Below are 17,978 nucleotides of genomic sequence, written 5' to 3' on the forward strand. Positions count from 1 at the left end.
ATCAGAGTCCGACTCTGGGAGGTCCCCGCGGTGCCCGCCCCGTTGTTCCCCACCCTTGCCGAAGGTTCCGCCGGAGAAGCCCTGCGCTTCGGCGACCACGTTCTCACCTACGCCGACCTCGCCGCCGTGGCCGGGAGCCTCGCCGCCGAGCTGCCCCGTGGCCGCGTCGCCGTCTGGGCGACGCCGACCGTGCACACGAGCGTGGCGGTCGTCGCCGCGCTGCTCGCCGGGGTGCCGGCCGTGCCGCTCAACCCGAAGATCGGCGAGCGCGAGCTCGCGCACATCCTGGCCGACAGCGAGCCGCAGCTGGTGCTCGCCGAACCGGGCGCCGAGCTGCCCGCCGCGCTCGGCGAGCTGCCGCGCCGCGAGATCCCGCTGACCGGCGAAGCCACGACCGTTCCGGAAGAACCCGACGCCGAGACGCCCGCGCTGATCGTCTACACCTCGGGCACCACCGGGCCGCCGAAGGGCGTCGTCCTCCCCCGCCGCGCGATCGCGACCACGTTGGACGCCCTCGAAGACGCCTGGGGCTGGACGTCCGGCGACGTCCTCGTGCACGGGCTCCCGCTGTTCCACGTGCACGGCCTGATCCTCGGCATCCTCGGGCCGCTGCGCCGCGGCGGCTCGGTGCGCCACCTCGGCCGGTTCTCGACCGAAGGCGTCGCGCACGAGCTGGCGAACGGCGCCACCATGCTGTTCGGCGTCCCGACGATGTACCACCGCATCGCGGGCGAGGTCGGCACGGACCCCGCGCTCGCGGCCGCGCTCAAGGGCGCACGGCTGCTCGTGTCCGGGTCCGCGGCCCTGCCGGTGCACGACCACCAGCGGATCACCGCGGCGACCGGCCAGCAGGTCGTCGAGCGCTACGGGATGACCGAAACCCTGATGAACACCAGCGTCCGCGCCGACGGCGAGCGCAAGCCCGGCACGGTCGGCGTGCCGCTGCGCGGGGTCGACCTGCGGCTGATCGGCGACGCCGGCGAAGTGATCGACGAGCTCGAGACCGTCGGCGAGATCCAGGTGCGCGGGCCGAACCTGTTCACCGAGTACCTCAACCGCCCGGACGCGACCGCGGCGGCGTTCGACGACGGCTGGTTCCGCACCGGCGACATGGCGACGCGGGACGCCGACGGCTACGTCAAGATCGTCGGGCGCAAGGCGACCGACCTGATCAAGAGCGGCGGCTACAAGATCGGCGCGGGCGAGATCGAGAACGCGCTGCTCGACCACCCCGGCGTCGCCGAAGCGGCCGTCACCGGCGAGCCGGACGACGACCTCGGCGAGCGGATCGTCGCGTGGATCGTCCCGTCCGGCGAAGCACGGCCGAGTGTCGACGAGCTGGCCGACCACGTCGCGAAGCTGCTCGCGCCGCACAAGCGCCCGCGGGTCGTCCGGTACCTGGACGCTTTGCCGCGCAACGACATGGGCAAGGTCATGAAGCGGGCGCTCGGTGTCTAGGCTGCCGGCGCGCGAGGTCGTCGAAGCGATCGCCAACGGGTTCACGGAGTTCCCGACGCCGCTGCGCGACGAGCCGGCCGACGGGCCGATCGGCTGGCCGGGTTACCGCGAAGCCCGCTCCGCGGCGGAAGCGCGCACCCGCGAGAAGGAGTCGGTCGTCTGCGGGACGGCGAAGATCGGCGACGTCGAGGCCGTGCTGATCGCGTTCGAGTTCGGCTTCCTCGGCGGGTCGCTCGGGCAGCGCACCGGCGACCGGATCGAGGCGGCGTTCGCGCACGCCCGCGACGCGCGGCTGCCGGTGGTCTCGCTGATCGCGACCGGCGGCAGCCGCATGCAGCAGGGCATGCGGGCGCTGATGCAGCTGCAGCGCGTGGCACGGGCGGCGGCGCTGACCCGCGCGGCGGGCATCCCGCAGGTCTCGGTGCTGCGCGACCCGACGACCGGCGGCGGCTGGGCGACCCTCGGCGCGGGCGCCGACGTCGTGCTCGCGCTGCCGGAGGCGCAGGTCGGGTTCGCGGGCTCGCGGGTGCGGCCGCCGGAAGCCCCGGAGGCGTACACCGCGGAGGCGAAGCTCGAGTGGGGCCAGGCCGACGCCGTCGTCGCGCCGGCCGAACTCGGCTCGACGCTGGAACGCTGGCTGCGGCTGCTGACCGCGCGTTCTTCGGCGGCCGCTCCACCGCCTTCGGCGCTACGAGCCGCTTCGCTGCCTGCGACAGGTTGGGAGGCGGTCCAGGCGGCCCGTTCGCCGGAGCGAGCCCGGGCCACCGAGTACCTGGACGCGTACTTCGACTGGCGGGAAGACATCAGCGGCGACCGCGCGGGCGGCGTCGACCCGGGCGTGGCGTGCGGCTTCGGCTGGCGCGACGGCCGGACGATCGCCTACGCGGCGCAGTGCGGCACGCCGACGTCCCCGGCGGGCTTCCGCACGGCCGCCCGGCTGGTGCGGCTGGCGTCCCGGCTGGGCTTCCCGGTCCTGACGCTGGTCGACACCCCGGGCGCGGCGAACGACGCGGCCGCCGAGCAGGCGGGCGCGGGTCCGGCGATCGCGGCGATGTTCGAGGCGGTCGCGACGGCATCGATCCCGGTGACGACGCTGGTGATCGGCGAAGGCGGCTCGGGCGGGGCGCTGGCGTTCGCCGCGGCGGAGTCGACGTGGGTGGCACCGGACGCGTACTTCTCGGTGACGTCCCCGGAGGCCGCGGCGGCGATCCTCAAGCGGCCGGCGGAGGAGGTCCCGGAGATCGCCAACCGGCTGCACCTGCGGCCCCAGGACCTGGTGGACCTGGGCGTCGCGCGGGCGGTCGTGAGTCCGGCTCGATGATCGACGTCCGACCAGGCCCGCCGGCGGGTCCATCCGTGGTTGGATCTTGCGATGGGGTATCGACTCAACAGGCGAGCGGCGTTCGGCTTGGGGACCGCTGTCGTCGCCGGAAGCGTTCTGACCGGCTCCCCCGCGTTCGCGCAGGAAGCAGACATCGAGGCCAGCCCGGCCACACCGGACCGGGCCAGGCAGAAGGTGAAGCGCGTCTACGACGACGCGGCCGCCGAGGCGGGCGGCATCTGGAACTCCTACATCAGCGTGGCCGACCAGATGGCCGTCGACGTGGCGTCCGACGAGGTCGTCGAGGCGTACAGCGTCAACAAGGTGGCCGTCGCGGTCACCTTGATGGACAAGATCGACCGTGGCCTGCTCACGCTGGACCAGCAGGTCCAGGTGCCCGAGAGCATCGTCGTGCCGGGTGGCGACGGCATCATCATCCTGGACAAGGCGTACCCGAGCGCGTTCACGCTGGGCCACGTCCTGTCGCTGTTCCTCACCGTTTCGGACGACACGTGCGTCCGGCTGGTGGGGCTCGTGGTTCCGGCGGCCGAGATCAACCAGATCCTGGTGACCAAGGGCTTCCCCAAGACCCAGGTCACGCCGGTGGCCAACCCGAACCGCTACTTCCTCGGCCAGACCACTCCGCGCGAGACCCACGACCTGCTGAAGGCGCTGGTCGCGGGCACCTTGCTGAGCCCGGCGTCGACGGAGTACCTGCTGTCCATCCTGCGGTCGCAGGTGGCGTTCACCGACGGCATCCGCCGTGAGATGTCGTCCGCCGACCGGGCGAGGATCGCCACGAAGGCGGGCTGGCTGAACGACGGCCGCAACGAAGCGGGGATCATGTTCGACGCCGCGGGCAAGCCGGTGGTGATCTACTCGATGTTCGCGCACGGCCAGGCGAACCCGGAGGACTTCGGGGCCACGCACCCGGTCCGGCAGGCGAGCGCGAAGATGGGGCCGAAGTTCCTGCGCGCGGTCGACAAGATCGCGGGCGCCGGCACCAGGGCGTTCCGGGCACCGGCCTACCAGCCGTCCAACGGCGGCTGAGCAGCCGGCGGGAGTCCCGGAGCTGGTGTGGACTTACGCCTGCACCAGCTCCGGGACCCGCTCGGTCCACGTGCCGTGCGGTTCGAGGGTGACCTCGCGGACGTCGTCCTCGCGGCGGTCCAGCCGGACCACCAGGTAGTCGTCCGAGAGCCGCTCCGCGGAGCCCTCGCCCCACTCGACCACGATCGCCGAGCGCTCCAGGTCGGTGTCCAGGTCCAGGTCGTCGAGCTGGGAGAGGTCGCCGCCCAGGCGGTACGCGTCGACGTGCACCAGCGGCACGCCCGACGCGCCCGCCGGGTGGACGCGGGCCAGCACGAACGTCGGGGAACTGACGCGGCCACCGACGCCGAGGCCGTCGGCGATGCCGCGGGTCAGCGTCGTCTTGCCCGCGCCGAGCGGGCCCGCGAGCAGCACCAGGTCGCCCGCGCGCAACGCGCGGCCGAGCGCGCGCCCGAAGTCCATGGTCTCTTCGGGCGTGGGAAACACCATGCTCAACGCTGCCACCACCAGGTTCGCCGGGACGAGTTTTCGCCGTCCACACCGGAACAGCGTTGCAGGAGATCGATCAGATGGCTGTTCACCAGCTCGGGCTGCTCGAGCAGGACCATGTGCCCGGCGCCGCGGACGCGCACGAGTTCCGCGTCAGGCAGCTCGGCCGCGATCCGCTCGGCGTGCGCGAACGGCGTGAACCGGTCCGAGTCGCCGCCGATGACCAGCACTTCCGCGTGCTTCAAGCCGGCGAGCGCCGCGTACCGGTTGTGGCTGCCGAGCGTGTCGACGAAGTTCACGAGCCCGCGCACCGGCGTCACTTCGAGCATCTCGAGCATGAAGTCGACCAGCCGCGGCGCGACGTCCCGGCTGCCGAACGCCAGCCGGCGCACGGCCTGCCGCGTCAGCTGGCCGCCGGCCGCGCGGACGAATTCCACCAGCCCCGGCTGCCAGCCGGCGAGACCGCCGGCGGCGCGCGTCAGCGGGTTGTACTTCGAGAGCAGCGAGCGCGGCAACCCGCGTGCGCCCACTTCGCCCGCCGCCGTCGCGATGAACGCGACGCCGCAGACGCGGTCTTCGAAGATCTCGGGGAACTCGGCGGCCAGCTCCATGATCACCATGCCGCCCATCGAGTGCCCCATCAGCACGACGGGACCGTCCGGCACCACGGACCGCAGCACGCAGTCGAGGTCGCGCGCCAGCTGCTCGATCGTCGACGTCTCCGCGGAGGCCGCGCCGGACAGGCCGTGGCCGCGGTGGTCGTAGTACACCTGGCGCACGCGGGGCAGCCGCAGCGACGCGAGGTCGCGGCGCTGGAAGTGCCAGCAGCGGCGCGAAAGCGCGAAGCCGTGCACCCCCACGACCGTCAGTTCCGGTTCGCCACCGTCCTCCGGGTCGATCTCCTCGACCGAGAGCGGGGTGCCGTCCTCGGCCGCGACCGTCGACGTGCGATCCGGCTTCAGCTCCCCCAGCGGCTCGTCCACGTACGGATCCTCACTGTGCCGCCGCTGCTGCGCGGCGACGGCGATAGCGGCGGCGGCGGTCCCCGTGGCCACGGCCCCGACCCCGCCGGCGATGGCCAGCAGTCGACGTGAAGGTGTCACGAGCGCGCCCCCAGATACCGGCGCCGCACCCGCGGGCGGTACATCGAGGTGACGATCTCGTAGTCGATGGTGCCCAGCTTGTCGGCCCATTGCCGGGCCGTCGGCTCGCCGTGCGTCCCCTGGCCGAACAGGACGACCTCGTCGCCGACCGACGGCTCGTAGTCGCCGCAGTCGACCACCAGCTGGTCCATGCAGACGCGGCCGGCGACCGGCCGCCGTTGCCCGCCGAGCCACACGTCCATCCGCCCGGACAGCGACCGCGGGACGCCGTCGGCGTACCCGGCCGGGACCAGGGCGAGGTTCGTGTCGCGCGGCGTGGTCCAGGTGTGCCCGTAGGACACCGATTCCCCGGCTTCGACGCGCTTGACCAGCGCGACCGCGGACCGGAACGTCATGGCCGGGCGCAGGTCTTCGGCCTGCGGGACCGGGTTGAGCCCGTACATCGCGATGCCGGGCCGGACGAGGTCGAAGTGCAGGTCCGGCCGGGTGAGCAGGGCCGCGGAGTTCGCCAGGTGCCGCTTCGGGTCGAGCCCGGCGGCACGGGCGGCGTCGTAGGCCTCGGCGAAGCGCTTCGCCTGCATGTCGATGGAGGGGTGCTCGGGCTCGTCCGCGCACGCGAGGTGGGACCAGATCGCGACGACGTCGACCCGCGGTTCGGCGGCCGCCGCTTCGACCAGCTCGGCCCACGCGGCGGGCGGGCAGCCGTTGCGCGAGAGCCCGGTGTCGATCTTGAGGTGCACACGGGCCCGGGTACCCGGTTTCGCCGCGGCGGCGATGCGGCGTAGCTCACCCAGCGAGCTGGCGGCGAGGTCGACGTCCGCCTCGATGCCGGGCGCGAAGTCGACGTCCGGGGTGTCCAGCCAGCTGAACAGGCGGGTGGTGATCCCGGCCTCGCGCAGGGCGAGGGCCTCACCGAGCGAGCACGTGCCGAGCCAGCTCGCGCCGGCCTCGACCGCGGCGCGCGCCACCGGCAGCGCGCCGTGGCCGTAGGCGTCGGCCTTCACCACGGCCATCACCTCGGCGCCGGGCGCGCGGGCGCCCAGCAGGGTGAGGTTGTGGCGGATCGCGTCGAGGTCGATGTCGACCTGCGCGCGCGGGAAACTGGGAGTCATGGCGACTCCCAGTTTCCCATGACCCGAGGTCAGGGCAGGCGCGCCCCGGACGTGGCGGAGAACACGTGCAGCTCGTTCGGGCGGATCCGCAGGTGGAGGGTGTCCCCCATGGCCGGCGGCGTGCGCGGGTCGACCCGGACGACGACGTTGGGCCGGGTGTCGTCGGCGTCGGTCTGGGCGAGCTTGCCGTAGACGAAGGCGTCCGAGCCGAGCTCCTCGACCAGGTCCACCTTGATCGGCAGGGTGCCGTCTTCGTCGGTGGCGACCTCGAGGGCCTCCGGCCGGAAGCCGAGGGTCACGGTGTCGCCGTCGGCCGCGGCGATGGTCTCGCGGGTCAGCGGCACGCGCGCGCCACCCACCTCGGCGCCGTCGGCCGTGAGCTTCGCGGTGGCGAGGTTCATCGCCGGCGAGCCGATGAAGCCGGCGACGAAAGCGTTTGCGGGCTTGTCGTACAGGGCGCGCGGGGTGTCGCACTGCTGCAGCAGGCCGTCCGACAGCACGGCGACGCGGTCGCCCATCGTCATGGCCTCGACCTGGTCGTGCGTGACGTACACGGTCGTGACGCCGAGGCGGCGCTGCAGCGCGGCGATCTGCGTGCGCGTCGACACGCGCAGCTTCGCGTCGAGGTTCGACAGCGGCTCGTCCATCAGGAAGACCTGCGGCTCGCGGACGATCGCGCGGCCCATCGCGACGCGCTGGCGCTGACCGCCGGAGAGCGCCTTCGGCTTGCGGTCGAGGTACTGCTCGATGTCCAGCAGCTTCGCGGCCTCGAGCACCTTCTGCTTGATCTCGGACGCGGGGCGGCCGGCGATCTTCAGCGCGAAGCCCATGTTCTGCGCGACCGTCATGTGCGGGTACAGCGCGTAGTTCTGGAACACCATCGCGATGTCGCGCGAGCGCGGCGGCAGCTGCGTGACGTCGCGGTCGCCGATCCAGACGGCGCCCTCGTCGATGTCCTCGAGGCCGGCGAGCATGCGCAGGCTGGTCGACTTGCCGCAGCCGGACGGGCCGACCAGCACCAGGAACTCGCCGTCGGCGATCTCCAGGTCCAGCGCGTCGACCGCGGGGCGCTCCGAACCGGCGTAGCGGCGCGTCGCCTTGTCGTAGGTGATGGAAGCCATCGGTCAGTCCTCTCCGAGATTCCGCCGGACCCCGTACGCCGCTTCGCGGGCTTCGAGGTGGCGCTGCTGGATCCGGTGGCCCGCGGCGCGCTGCGCCTCGGTCGGCTCGTCCAGCTCGAGCGCTTTCTTGTTTCCTTGCCAGGACGGGGGTTCCGCACTGGAAGTCAGGGCCCACGCCGCCTGCCGCGCCGCGCCGATGGCGACGTACTCGGCGACTTCGGGCAGCTGCACGGGCACGCCGAACACCAGCGGCGCGACCGCGCGGACGGCGGCCGACTGCGCGCCACCCCCGATCAGCAGCACGCGGCGGACGTCGAGACCGTGCGCGCGGACCGCGTCGAGACCGGCGGCGAGGCCGCAGAGCATGCCTTCGACGGCGCTGCGTGCGAGGTTCTGCGGGGTCATGTTGGCCCTGGTCAGGCCGATCAGCGAACCGGTGGCGCCGGGCAGGTTCGGCGTGCGCTCGCCGTCCAGGTAGGGCAGGAACGTCAGGCCCTCGGCACCGGGCTCGCCGGCCAGGGCGAGCCGGTCGAACTCGCTCAGCGTCGCGCCGAGCATCGACGCCGTCGCGGTGAGGACGCGGGCGGCGTTGAGGGTGCAGGCCAGCGGCAGGAACCGGCCGGTGGCGTCGGCGAACCCGGCGACCTCGCCGGTGGCGTCGGCCGCGCCGGTCTCGGCGACGCCGAACACCGTGCCGCTGGTGCCGAGCGAGACGACGACGTCCCCGGCGCGCAGTTCGAGCCCGAGCGCGGCGGCCATGTTGTCGCCGGTGCCGGCGGAGACGAGCACGCCGTCCGCGGTGTGGCCGGCGGCGTCGGCCGGGCCGAGCACGGCGGGCAGCTCCGGCGTCCGGCCGCCGAAGGCGTGGCTCAGCACGTCGAGGCGGTAGGCGTTGTCGGACGGCGAGAAGTAGCCGGTGCCGGAGGCGTCGCCGCGGTCGGTGACCGGGTCGCCGCCGGTGAGCTTCCAGGTCAGCCAGTCGTGCGGGAGCAGCACGCGCGCGACGCGGTCGGCCAGCTCGGGCTCGTGGTCGGCCAGCCAGCGCAGCTTCGTCACGGTGAAGCTGGCGACCGGCACCGAGCCGACGGACTTCGCCCAGACGGACGGCCCGCCGAGCTCCTCGATGAGGTCGAGTGCCGACTGCGCGGAACGGGTGTCGTTCCACAGCAGCGCGGGCCGGACGACCTCGCCGGCGTCGTCGAGGGTGACCATGCCGTGCTGCTGCCCGCCGACGCCGATGGCCTTGACGTCGTCGAGCAGGCCCTTCGTGGCTTCTTGGAAGGCGTCCCACCAGGCGGCGGGGTCGACCTCGGTGCCCTCGGGGTGCGGCGCGCGGCCGGTGCGGACGATCTCCCCGGTGGCGGCGTCGCACACGACGACCTTGGTCGACTGCGTGGACGAGTCGATGCCGGCGACCAGCTCAGCTGTCATAGGGCTGCCCCTCTGCGACGTGTTCGACGATCTCGATCGCGGTGCCCGCGTTGAGCGCGGCCTCGATCTCCTCGGTGGGCGTGGCTTCGCCGGTGATCAACAGGTCGTAGTCGCCGACGTCGCCGTGCGCGTAGGTGGCGGTGCGGCCGAACTTCGAGTGGTCGACGACGAGGACGTTGTGGTTCGCGACCTTGAGGGCCGCCTTCTTGAGCTCGGCGTAGTCGCGGTCCGGGTGGAAGAGCCGCCCGACGGCGACCGCGGTGACCGAGACGAAGGCGACGTCGGCGCGGATCGAGTCGAGCAGGCCGAGCACCTCGGGGCCGGCGCAGGAGTCGTACTCGCGGGAGTAGCGGCCACCGGCGAGCACGACGTCGGCCCCGCCTTCGCCGAGGACACGCGCGGCCCGCAGGGAGTTGGTGACGACGGTGAGGCCGTCGATCTCCGCGAGCCGCTTGACCAGCGGGAGGAGGGTGGTGGAGTCGTCGACGAAGACGGTCTGCCCGGGGTGGACGTGCCGCGCGGCGGCCTCGCCGAGGGCGTCCTTCTCACCGCGGTGGAGGGTGTCGCCGAAGCGGGCGGCGGACTCGACGGTGAGCGCCGGGTAGGCCTCGACCTTGCCGCGGAGCTTGCGCAGGAGCCGGCGTTCGGCCAGGTCGTCGAGGTCGCGGTGCATGGTCATGAGGCTGACCTTGAAGCGCGCGGTCAGGTCGTCGATCCGCGCTTCGCCCTGCTCGATGACGTGGTCGAGGATCTCCTGCCGCCGCTGCTCGACGGCAGCATCGGACGGCCGGGTCTTCCGGTCTCCAGGTGCTGTGCCGCGGCTCACACGGCATTCTTACCAGATTTGGAGCCCGGAGTTAACAGAGAACTCGATAACTCTTCTCAAGCGACGCCCGCACTTTCACGTGAAAGTGCGGCTCAGGTCGTCAGGGAGCGGATGGCGCGGATGGCCTCCGGGATCGCGTGGACCAGGCCGGACGCCGAGGTCGGCGCGTTTTGGGCGGCGATCGCGCCGGCCAGCGAATGCACGTGAGCCGCCATCGCCGCCGCCTGCCACGGGTCCAGGCCGGCCGCCAGCAGGGCGCCGACCAGGCCGGACAGGACGTCGCCCGAGCCCGCCGTCGCCAGCCAGGCGCCGTGCGGCTTGTTCAGCGCGACCCGGCCGTCCGGGGCCGCCACCACCGTGACGTGCCCCTTCAGCAGCACCACCGCGTCGTACTTCTTCGCCGCTTCGCGCGCCGCTGTCACACGGTCCGCTCCCGGCTTGCGGCCCATCAGGCGCTCGTACTCGCCCGCGTGCGGGGTCAGGACCAGCGGCGTGTCCGGGTCACGGGCGTCGAGGACCTCCGGGGACTTCGCGATGATCGTCGTCGCGTCCGCGTCCGCGCAGACCGGGACGCCCTGGCCCAGCACGTGCCGCAGGACGTCGCGGCCGTCCGAGCCGGTGCCGATGCCCGGCCCGACCGCCCACGCCTGGACGCGGCCCGCGTCCGCGACCGTGCCGGTCGCGATGATCTCCGGCCACTGGGACCGGACGACGTCGGCCGCGTGACCGGCGTAGCGCACCAGGCCCGAAGTCGCGCGCACCGCCGAGCCCGCCGCCAGCACCGCCGCGCCCGGGTACGTCGCCGAACCCGCCGCGATACCGACCACACCCTGGCTGTACTTGTCGTCCGCCGGGCCGGGCACCGGCCAGGCCGCGGCGACGTCCGCGACGTCGAACCGCCGCAGGTCCGGGTCGGTCAGCTCGAGGCCGATGTCGACGAGCACGACTTCACCGCACCACGACGGCGCGAGCGCGTGCACCGGCTTGAGCGCGCCGAAGGTCACCGTGCGGGCCGCTTTCACCGCGGGGCCGTCGACCGCGCCGGTGTCCGGGTCGACGCCGCTGGGCAGGTCGACCGCGACGATCGGCGCTGCCACCAGCTCGACGAGCCGGGCCGCGTCCGGGCGCAGCGGGCCTTTGCCGGAAATCCCGACGATGCCGTCCACGACGACGTCGGCCTTCGCGATCCACTGTGGACCGTCCGCGGCGGGCACCGCCCGGCCGCCGGCCCGCTTCAACGCCTTGAGCCCGGCTTGGTGCGCCTTCTCGGGTTTGAGCAGGATCGCCGTCACGGCTACCCCGCGACGGCGCAGGAACGCCCCGGCCCAGAGCGCGTCGCCGCCGTTGTCGCCGGAGCCGGCCAGCAGCACCACCCGGCGTCCGGCGACACCGCCGGTGTGGTCTTCCAGGAAGTCGGCGATCTGCACGGCCAAGCCGAAGGACGCCCGCCGCATCAGCTCGCCTTCCGGCGTGACGGCGAACGCCCGTGCCTCCGCCTCGCGAATCCGTTCCGTGGTCCAGATTCCCTGCACGGCGAAGGCCTCCCGCTACTCGACAGTCACGGACTTCGCCAGGTTACGCGGCTTGTCGACGTCGTACCCGCGGGCGCGGGCGATCTCCGCGGCCAGCACCTGCAGCGGCACGGTGGACACCAGCGGCTGCAGCAGCGTCGGCACCGCGGGGACCTCGATGAGCTCGTCGGCGAACGGCCGGACGGTCTCGTCGCCCTCTTCGGCGATGACGATCGTGCGGGCGCCGCGCGCCTGGATCTCGCTGATGTTCGACACGAGCTTCGAGTGCAGCACCGCGCGGCCCTTGGGCGAAGGCATCACGACGACGACCGGCAGGCCCTCTTCGATCAGCGCGATCGGGCCGTGCTTGAGCTCGCCGGCCGCGAAGCCCTCGGCGTGCATGTACGCGAGTTCCTTCAGCTTCAGCGCGCCTTCAAGGGCGACCGGGAAGCCGACGTGGCGGCCGAGGAACAGGATCGCCTTCGAGTCGGCGATCCGGCGGCCGAGGTCGCGGACCTGCTCCACTGTGGACAGTACCTTCTGGACGGCCGCGGGCATGGCCTCCAGCTCGGCGAACTCGCGGGCAACCTCGTCCGGGTACTTCGTGCCACGCGCCTGCGCGAGCGCCAAGCCGACAAGGTAGTTCGCCGCGATCTGGGCGAGGAACGCCTTCGTCGACGCGACCCCGATCTCGGGCCCGGCGTGGGTGTAGAGGACGGCGTCGGACTCGCGCGGGATCTGCGCGCCGTTGGTGTTGCAGACGGCGAGGACGCGCGCCTTCTGCTCACGCGCGTGCCGGACGGCTTCGAGCGTGTCCGCGGTCTCGCCGGACTGGGACACGGCGACGACCAGCGTGTCGCGGTCCAGCACCGGGTCGCGGTAGCGGAACTCGGACGCCAGCTCGACCTCGACCGGCAGCCGCGTCCAGTGCTCGATGGCGTACTTCGCGACCAGGCCGGAGTGGTAGGCCGACCCGCAGGCGACGACGAAGACCTTGTCGACGTCGCGCAGGTCCTGGTCGGAGATGCGCTGCTCGTCGAGGATGATGCGGCCGGACTCGAAGTGCCCGCGCAGCGTGTTCGCCAGCGCCTCGGGCTGTTCCTCGATCTCCTTGAGCATGAAGTACTCGTGGCCGCCCTTTTCGGCGGCGGAGAGGTCCCAGTCCACGGTGAACGGCTTGGCCTGGGCGGCGTCGCCGTGGAAGTCCCGGACGTCGTAGCCCTCGCGCGTGATGACGACGAGCTGGTCCTGCCCGAGCTCGACGGCCTCGCGCGTGTGCTCGATGAACGCGGCGACGTCGGAGGCCACGAAGTGCTCCCCGTCCCCGACCCCGACGACCAGCGGCGACGACCGGCGCGCGGCCACGATCGTGTCGGGCTCGTCGGCGTGCGTCACGACCAGCGTGAAGGCACCTTCGAGGCGGCGGCAGACGGCGGCGACGCTCGCGGCGAGGTCACCCTTGGTGTCCCCGTCGGCGTAGGCGCGGGCGACGAGGTGCGCGGCGGTCTCGCTGTCGGTGTCGCTGGCCATCTCGACCCCGTCGGCCTCGAGCTCGGCGCGCAGCGCGGCGAAGTTCTCGATGATGCCGTTGTGCACGATGGCGACGCGCTGGGAGGCGTCCCGGTGCGGGTGCGAGTTGCGGTCGACGGGCGCGCCGTGGGTCGCCCAGCGGGTGTGCCCCATGCCGGCGGTCCCGGCGAAGGCGTCCCGCCCGACCTCGTCGAGCTCGGCTTCCAGGTTCGCCAGCCGGCCCGCCTTGCGCTCGACGGTCAGCCCGCCGGCGCCGTCGAGGACCGCGACCCCGGCCGAGTCGTAACCGCGGTACTCCATGCGACGGAGCCCGCCGAGGACGACGTCCAGAGCCGGGCGGTGCCCGACATATCCCACGATTCCACACACGCGCACCAGCCTAACGAGGGATGTTCTCCGCGCTGATGGGGTCCGGAAAGGGGAGTTGACCTGGGAAGATACGGGCTGTCGTGGTCCGGACCAATGTGCTGTCACCCACACGGGTACCGGGCCGCGGGTGGAGCGCCCCAATGTGGCGTTGGTTGCGTCAGACGCACCCAATGTGGCGTTCGGTGCGTCTGACGCACCGAACGCCACATTGGGGCGCTTGGGGCGGGCGCGCGGGCGCGGCGGAGCGGAGCGAGCGAGCGGCGCAGCGGCGGGATGCGGCGCGCCCGGGGCGGCGGCGCGCCGCTCGCGGGCGGGCACAGTAGGGTTCGGCCATGGCCAGCAAGCCCAAGCAGCTGCTCGCGGAGTTGACGCACCCGGGTCCGCACGAGGTCCTGCGGGGTGATCTTGCCCTGGTCGGGCTGCCCGGTGTGGTGTTCACGCCGCGGGCCGGGCTCGGCCTTCCCGCCATTGCCTTCGGGCACGGGTGGTTGCAGCCGCCGCACCAGTATCGGCAGCTGTTGCAGCACCTTGCCAGCTGGGGCATCGTCGCCGCCGCGCCGGCTACCCAAAAGGGGCCGCTGCCGTCGCACCGGTTGCTCGCCGCCGATCTGCTGACCACCCTCGACGTCGTCACCACCGTGCGGCTCGGGCCGGATGGCATCAGCGTCGATCCCGGCAAGCTGGGGCTCGCCGGGCACTCGACCGGGGGTGGCTCGGCCGTGCTCGCCGCGGCGCAGGACGCGCAGGCCGAGCACCCGCGGATCCGTGCGGTCGCCACCATCACCGCCGCGCAGACGCTGCCGCCGGCGCACGAGGCCGCCCGGGCCATCACCGTGCCCGGGATGCACCTCGCCGCGGACGGGGACCTGGTCGCGCCGGCCGTCGGGCACGCCGAAGCCATCGCGAACGGCTGGGGTGGCGACGACGTCCAGCTGCGGCTGCTCGGCAAGGCCTCGCACCTGGGCGTCACCGAGGGCAGGCACTGGTCGCAGCTGATCATGCACGGCAAGCCGCACCGCGGGACGCAGCAGCTGACCCGCGCGCTGTTCACCGCCTTCTTCCTGACGCACCTGACCGGCACCGACAAGTACCGGCCGCTGCTCGAGGCGGACGTCAAGCGCGCCCCGATCGAGCGCGAGGAAGAACCCGCGCACTGACGCGGAAAGGGCCCGGCCGGAGCCGGGCCCTTTCTCACACCAGCCAGCTGGTGCTGGAGAAATCGTCTTCGTCGTCCGGCTGCCGGGCGTGCCGGCCCCGCCGCGGCGGCTCCGGTGCCGAAGGGGCCGGGGGTTCCGGTACCGGCTCGGGACGCGGGGCGACCGCGGCCGGCACCGGCGCCGGCGTTCCGTAGCTCGGCGTCGGGTACGCCGTGTAGCCGGTGTCCGCTTCTTCGTCCTGGACGCCGAACTCCATCAGCGACTCGCGGGACTTGTCGGCCAGCGTCTTCTCCGTCGCCCAGCCACCCGCGCTCTGCTTGCGCTTGTTGAGCTCGTCCATGTGCTCGGCGTACTTCTGCGCGGCACCCATCTCCCGCTTCAGGCCTTCGCGCGCCTCGGCGGTGGCCTCGGCGACACGGCGTTCGCGCAGCCCCCGCTGCTCGTCCTGCTCCCGCGCCGCGGCCTCCATCGTCGAGATCGCCGCGCGATACCGGTCTTCGGCGCTGCTCATCGGCCCTCCTCAGCCCTCGTCACCGGTCGTACCGGATCGAACGGTCACCCTCGTCGTCGAGCGAGCCGCTGATCCGGCCCTTCGCGCCGCTCGTTTCGAACACGCCACCCTCGATGCGGTACTGGCTGGCCCCGCGCTGCTGGTCGCCGCCGCCACCGCCGCCCGGCGCGCCCCCCATGCCGCCCATCATCCCGCCCATGCCGCTCATCCCGCTCATGCCGGACGAGCCGCCCGCCGCGGCCTGCTGGTGCGCGCCGGCGTCGACCGGGGTCGCGCCCAGCCCGCCGCCGTCGGACATCGGCATCGACGCGTCGCTGCCCGTCTGGGCGCCCGGGTCGAGCGACACCGCGCCGGCGAAGTCCGCCGTCCCGCCGCCGCCGGTGACGGCGGAGCCGAAGTCGCTCGCCCCGGCCGTCGTCGTCGCGTCCCCACCGGCACCCGCACCGGCACCCGCGTCGGCCGTCGCCACGGCGGGTTCGGCCCCGACGCCGCCACTGCCGCCGCCGAAGTCACCGCTGACGTCGACCCCGCCCGGGGCGCTGAACCCGCTCGCCCCGCCACCGGCCGCTTCGCTGCGCGTGAAGCCCGGGTCCGGGTTGGCCGGCGCCGGGTCCTTCGCCAGCAGGGACTCGCCCTTCGGGTCGTGCTTGATGTCCGAGCCCGCCGGGTCGGTCTTTCCGTCGGTCTTTCCGTCCGCCTTGCCGTCCGACTTGAGGTCGTCCGCCTTGGGGTCGTCCTTCTCGTCGAGCGTGTAGGTGGTCGGCTCGCCCTTGCCGTCGTCGACGGTCACGATCGTCGGGCCGTCGGGACCCTCCGGCCGCTCGGCCGTGATCTTGAGGTTGCCGTCCTGGATGTGGATCTTGCCGTCCGCGCCGGGCTTGTAGCTGCCGTCGGCCGACGGCTGCCCGTCCTTGACCGCCTGCTGGCTGCCCTGCGGGCCGAAGCTGCCGTCGGCCTTGGCGCCGTCCTTGCCGTCCTTGCCGGCTTCGGCCTTGTCGTCGTCACCCCAGTCGAGGTGGTAGTCCTTCTTGTGGCCGTGGCCGTCGTCCACGGAGATGTCCTGCTTGCCCTCCTTGTCGGGCTCGGACATCTCGATCGTGTTGTCGCCCTTCTTGACCGACACCGTGTCGGTGTCGTCCATGTCCTTGATGGCTTCGCCGGTCTTCGGGTCGATCGGGTACGGCTCGCCGGTCGCCGGGTCGACTTCGAGGGGCTTGCCGGTGATCGGGTTCTTGCCGTCTTCCGGCTTCACGTGGTCGTCGGTCTTCGGCGGCTCGGTCGCCGACGGCGTCGTGCCGCCACCGCCGGTACCGCCCCCGGTGCCCCCGCCGGTCCCGCCGCCCGTGCCACCCCCGGTGTTGCCGCCCTTGTCGCCGCCGCCGGTGTGGCCGCCCTTGTCGCCACCGCCGTCGCCGGGCTTGCTTTCGTTCTTCGCCTCGGTCAGCTGGTTGCGGTAGCCGTCCATGTACCGCGCGAGCGCGCCGAACTGCTGGTCGATGGTGTCCTTGGCGGTCTTGCAGGAGCCGTCGAAGGCGTTGATCAGGCCCTTGTACTCCTTCGAGAAAGCACCGTCCCGCCAATAGCGGGTGACCTGGCGGCCGTATTCGATGTTCTCGTCGTTGAAGCCGCAGTCGTCGTTCTGCAGGCGCTCGGCGAGGTTCGACGGGTTGTTGTTCTTCGCGTTGACCGAGTCGATCCAGCTCGCGACCTTCATGAAGTCGTCGAACTCTTCGGTGTCCCCGTTGGCGATCTTGAGGACGTCTTTCGCCATCGGGATGTCGGCTTCGGCGATCACCGGGCGGTGCAGCTGCAGGACCTCGTCGACCTTCTTCTTGACGGCGTCGAAGACGTGCGTCACGGTCTGCGGGATCAGCTTCGCCGCGCCGTCGATCTGCTGCGAAAGCTCCTTGGCGTGCGGCTTGATCGTCTCGTCGTACTTGATTTCCGCCGCGTTGGCGCCCTTGCCCTTCCACTCCCCGAAGAGGGTCTGGAGCTCGGTGTCGCTCTTGCTCAGCGCGTCCTCGACGACCTTGTGCGCCTTGGTCAGGTCGTCGGCGTCGGAGAGGAACTTCTGGTACTGGATCCCGCGGTTCTCGTGGAACTTGTCCTTGAGTTCGGTCTGGGAATTTTTCTTCTCGCCCTCGCCGCCCTTGATCTGGTTCCAGACCTCGTCGGTCCACTTCGCGAGCAGGTCGACCGCGACGTTGCCCTGGTCGAGCTGCTCGTCGGAGCTCTTCGCGCCGACACCCAGCGTCGGCGTCGTGATCCCGTCCAGGTTCTTCTTCGCCTGGTCGCGCTCGTCGGTCTGGCGCTGGTGTTCCTGGTTCTTGGCCGCGGCTTCCTGCTGGGCTTCTTTCAGCGCCTCGTCGACGTCGGAGGACGAACCGGGGAGCCAGTCGTTCGTCCAGCTGTTGTCGGAGTAGTTCTCGATGTACTTCTTCGCGTACTCTTCTTCTTCGTCACTGAAGTTGAACGTGTCCTCGCCGTATTCGTCCATCAGCTTGGACTTGGCTTCCATCGACACGTTCGGGTCGTCGAGGACCTTCTTGATTTCGGCCCATTCAGCCATCAGCGGTTACCCCCGGCCTGGTTCGCCTGCGCGCCGGCGTTGGCTTCCTGCGCGGTGTACTTGGAGCCGGCCGACCCGATCCCGCTGCCGAGGTTCATGAGGGCGTTCGACAGCCCCGTCATGCCCGCGCCGATCTCGTCCATCCCGGCCTTGTACTTGCCGAAGTGCTCCTGGTGCACGCGGCCGAAGTCCACGGCGACGATCTCGGTCGGCGCGACCTTCTTCGCTTCGGCCGCCGGGTCGTCGGCGGCGTCCGCGAGGCGGATTTGCGCCCGCGTCATCGCCTCCGAACTCGCTGCATACCCGTCTGGCATGGTCGCTGCCCCCTTCGATCCCACAGTCCCTGGCTCGGGTTTTCAAGACTGTGACGCGCCCGGCCGCCGTTCGGTGCCGTCGCAGATGCACACAGAGTCTAGCGGT

At 72.2% G+C, this 17,978-nt stretch carries 15 protein-coding genes; 4 read left to right on the forward strand and 11 right to left on the reverse strand.

Annotated features, from left to right (window positions below):
- Nucleotides 1-30 precede the first annotated feature (30 nt).
- The 3 genes from H4696_RS29955 to H4696_RS29965 all read left to right on the forward strand — a co-directional run bounded on the left by H4696_RS29955 (nucleotide 31) and on the right by H4696_RS29965 (nucleotide 3,829).
- Complete coding sequence (locus H4696_RS29955) at nucleotides 31-1,458, forward strand: acyl-CoA synthetase (RefSeq protein WP_086860107.1); 1,428 nt, start codon at nucleotides 31-33, stop codon at nucleotides 1,456-1,458.
- Nucleotides 1,451-2,779 (forward strand): carboxyl transferase domain-containing protein, encoded by a 1,329-nt coding sequence (locus tag H4696_RS29960; RefSeq protein ID WP_086860109.1) that lies wholly within the window; start codon nucleotides 1,451-1,453, stop codon nucleotides 2,777-2,779. Before H4696_RS29955 ends, H4696_RS29960 begins: the two co-directional genes overlap by 8 nt.
- 87 nt (nucleotides 2,780-2,866) lie before the next feature.
- Nucleotides 2,867-3,829 carry a serine hydrolase gene (locus tag H4696_RS29965; RefSeq protein ID WP_086860111.1) on the forward strand — a complete coding sequence of 321 codons (963 nt, stop codon included), beginning with the start codon at nucleotides 2,867-2,869 and terminating at the stop codon, nucleotides 3,827-3,829.
- Nucleotides 3,830-3,862: 33 nt separating this feature from the next.
- Here H4696_RS29965 and tsaE read toward each other — a convergent pair whose 3' ends face one another.
- The 8 genes from tsaE to glmS form a co-directional block, all read right to left on the reverse strand.
- A complete protein-coding gene (gene tsaE / locus H4696_RS29970; protein ID WP_192782619.1) occupies nucleotides 3,863-4,324 on the reverse strand; it encodes a tRNA (adenosine(37)-N6)-threonylcarbamoyltransferase complex ATPase subunit type 1 TsaE in 462 nt (153 codons plus the stop codon).
- Nucleotides 4,321-5,421 (reverse strand): alpha/beta fold hydrolase, encoded by a 1,101-nt coding sequence (locus H4696_RS29975; protein WP_169734980.1) that lies wholly within the window; start codon nucleotides 5,419-5,421, stop codon nucleotides 4,321-4,323. Before H4696_RS29975 ends, tsaE begins: the two co-directional genes overlap by 4 nt.
- Nucleotides 5,418-6,533: an alanine racemase gene (gene alr, locus H4696_RS29980; protein WP_086860113.1), complete on the reverse strand. Its 1,116-nt coding sequence runs from the start codon at nucleotides 6,531-6,533 to the stop codon at nucleotides 5,418-5,420. The genes H4696_RS29975 and alr overlap by 4 nt, the downstream gene beginning before the upstream one ends.
- A 29-nt stretch (nucleotides 6,534-6,562) precedes the next feature.
- Nucleotides 6,563-7,654, reverse strand: coding sequence for an ABC transporter ATP-binding protein (locus H4696_RS29985; protein WP_086860115.1), 1,092 nt, complete (start codon nucleotides 7,652-7,654; stop codon nucleotides 6,563-6,565).
- A 3-nt stretch (nucleotides 7,655-7,657) separates the two neighbouring features.
- The gene (gene xylB / locus H4696_RS29990) at nucleotides 7,658-9,085 is read right to left on the reverse strand and encodes a xylulokinase (RefSeq protein WP_086860117.1); all 1,428 of its coding nucleotides are present in this window, start codon (nucleotides 9,083-9,085) and stop codon (nucleotides 7,658-7,660) included.
- Nucleotides 9,075-9,911, reverse strand: a complete 837-nt coding sequence (locus H4696_RS29995) for a DeoR/GlpR family DNA-binding transcription regulator (RefSeq protein ID WP_086860119.1) — start codon at nucleotides 9,909-9,911, stop codon at nucleotides 9,075-9,077. Before H4696_RS29995 ends, xylB begins: the two co-directional genes overlap by 11 nt.
- Before the next feature lie 92 nt (nucleotides 9,912-10,003).
- Complete coding sequence (locus H4696_RS30000; RefSeq protein ID WP_086860121.1) at nucleotides 10,004-11,443, reverse strand: NAD(P)H-hydrate dehydratase; 1,440 nt, start codon at nucleotides 11,441-11,443, stop codon at nucleotides 10,004-10,006.
- A 15-nt stretch (nucleotides 11,444-11,458) separates the two neighbouring features.
- Complete coding sequence (gene glmS, locus H4696_RS30005) at nucleotides 11,459-13,321, reverse strand: glutamine--fructose-6-phosphate transaminase (isomerizing) (protein WP_086860129.1); 1,863 nt, start codon at nucleotides 13,319-13,321, stop codon at nucleotides 11,459-11,461.
- 332 nt (nucleotides 13,322-13,653) lie between these two features.
- Between glmS and H4696_RS30010 the strand changes: the two genes are divergently transcribed.
- Nucleotides 13,654-14,478 carry a dienelactone hydrolase family protein gene (locus H4696_RS30010; protein ID WP_192782620.1) on the forward strand — a complete coding sequence of 275 codons (825 nt, stop codon included), beginning with the start codon at nucleotides 13,654-13,656 and terminating at the stop codon, nucleotides 14,476-14,478.
- A gap of 34 nt (nucleotides 14,479-14,512) precedes the next feature.
- On the opposite strand, the gene H4696_RS30015 is transcribed toward H4696_RS30010, so the two are convergent.
- From H4696_RS30015 to H4696_RS30025, 3 genes are read right to left on the reverse strand one after another with little or no spacing between them, the layout of a single operon-like run.
- Nucleotides 14,513-14,989: a hypothetical protein gene (locus tag H4696_RS30015; protein WP_086860123.1), complete on the reverse strand. Its 477-nt coding sequence runs from the start codon at nucleotides 14,987-14,989 to the stop codon at nucleotides 14,513-14,515.
- 19 nt (nucleotides 14,990-15,008) lie between these two features.
- Entirely contained in the window at nucleotides 15,009-17,558 is a 2,550-nt protein-coding gene (locus H4696_RS30020; protein WP_192782621.1) for a WXG100 family type VII secretion target, read from the reverse strand.
- The gene (locus H4696_RS30025) at nucleotides 17,558-17,839 is read right to left on the reverse strand and encodes a hypothetical protein (protein ID WP_086857626.1); all 282 of its coding nucleotides are present in this window, start codon (nucleotides 17,837-17,839) and stop codon (nucleotides 17,558-17,560) included. The genes H4696_RS30020 and H4696_RS30025 overlap by 1 nt, the downstream gene beginning before the upstream one ends.
- Between the last annotated feature and the right edge of the window lie 139 nt (nucleotides 17,840-17,978).

Source organism: Amycolatopsis lexingtonensis (assembly GCF_014873755.1).
GTDB lineage: Bacteria > Actinomycetota > Actinomycetes > Mycobacteriales > Pseudonocardiaceae > Amycolatopsis > Amycolatopsis lexingtonensis.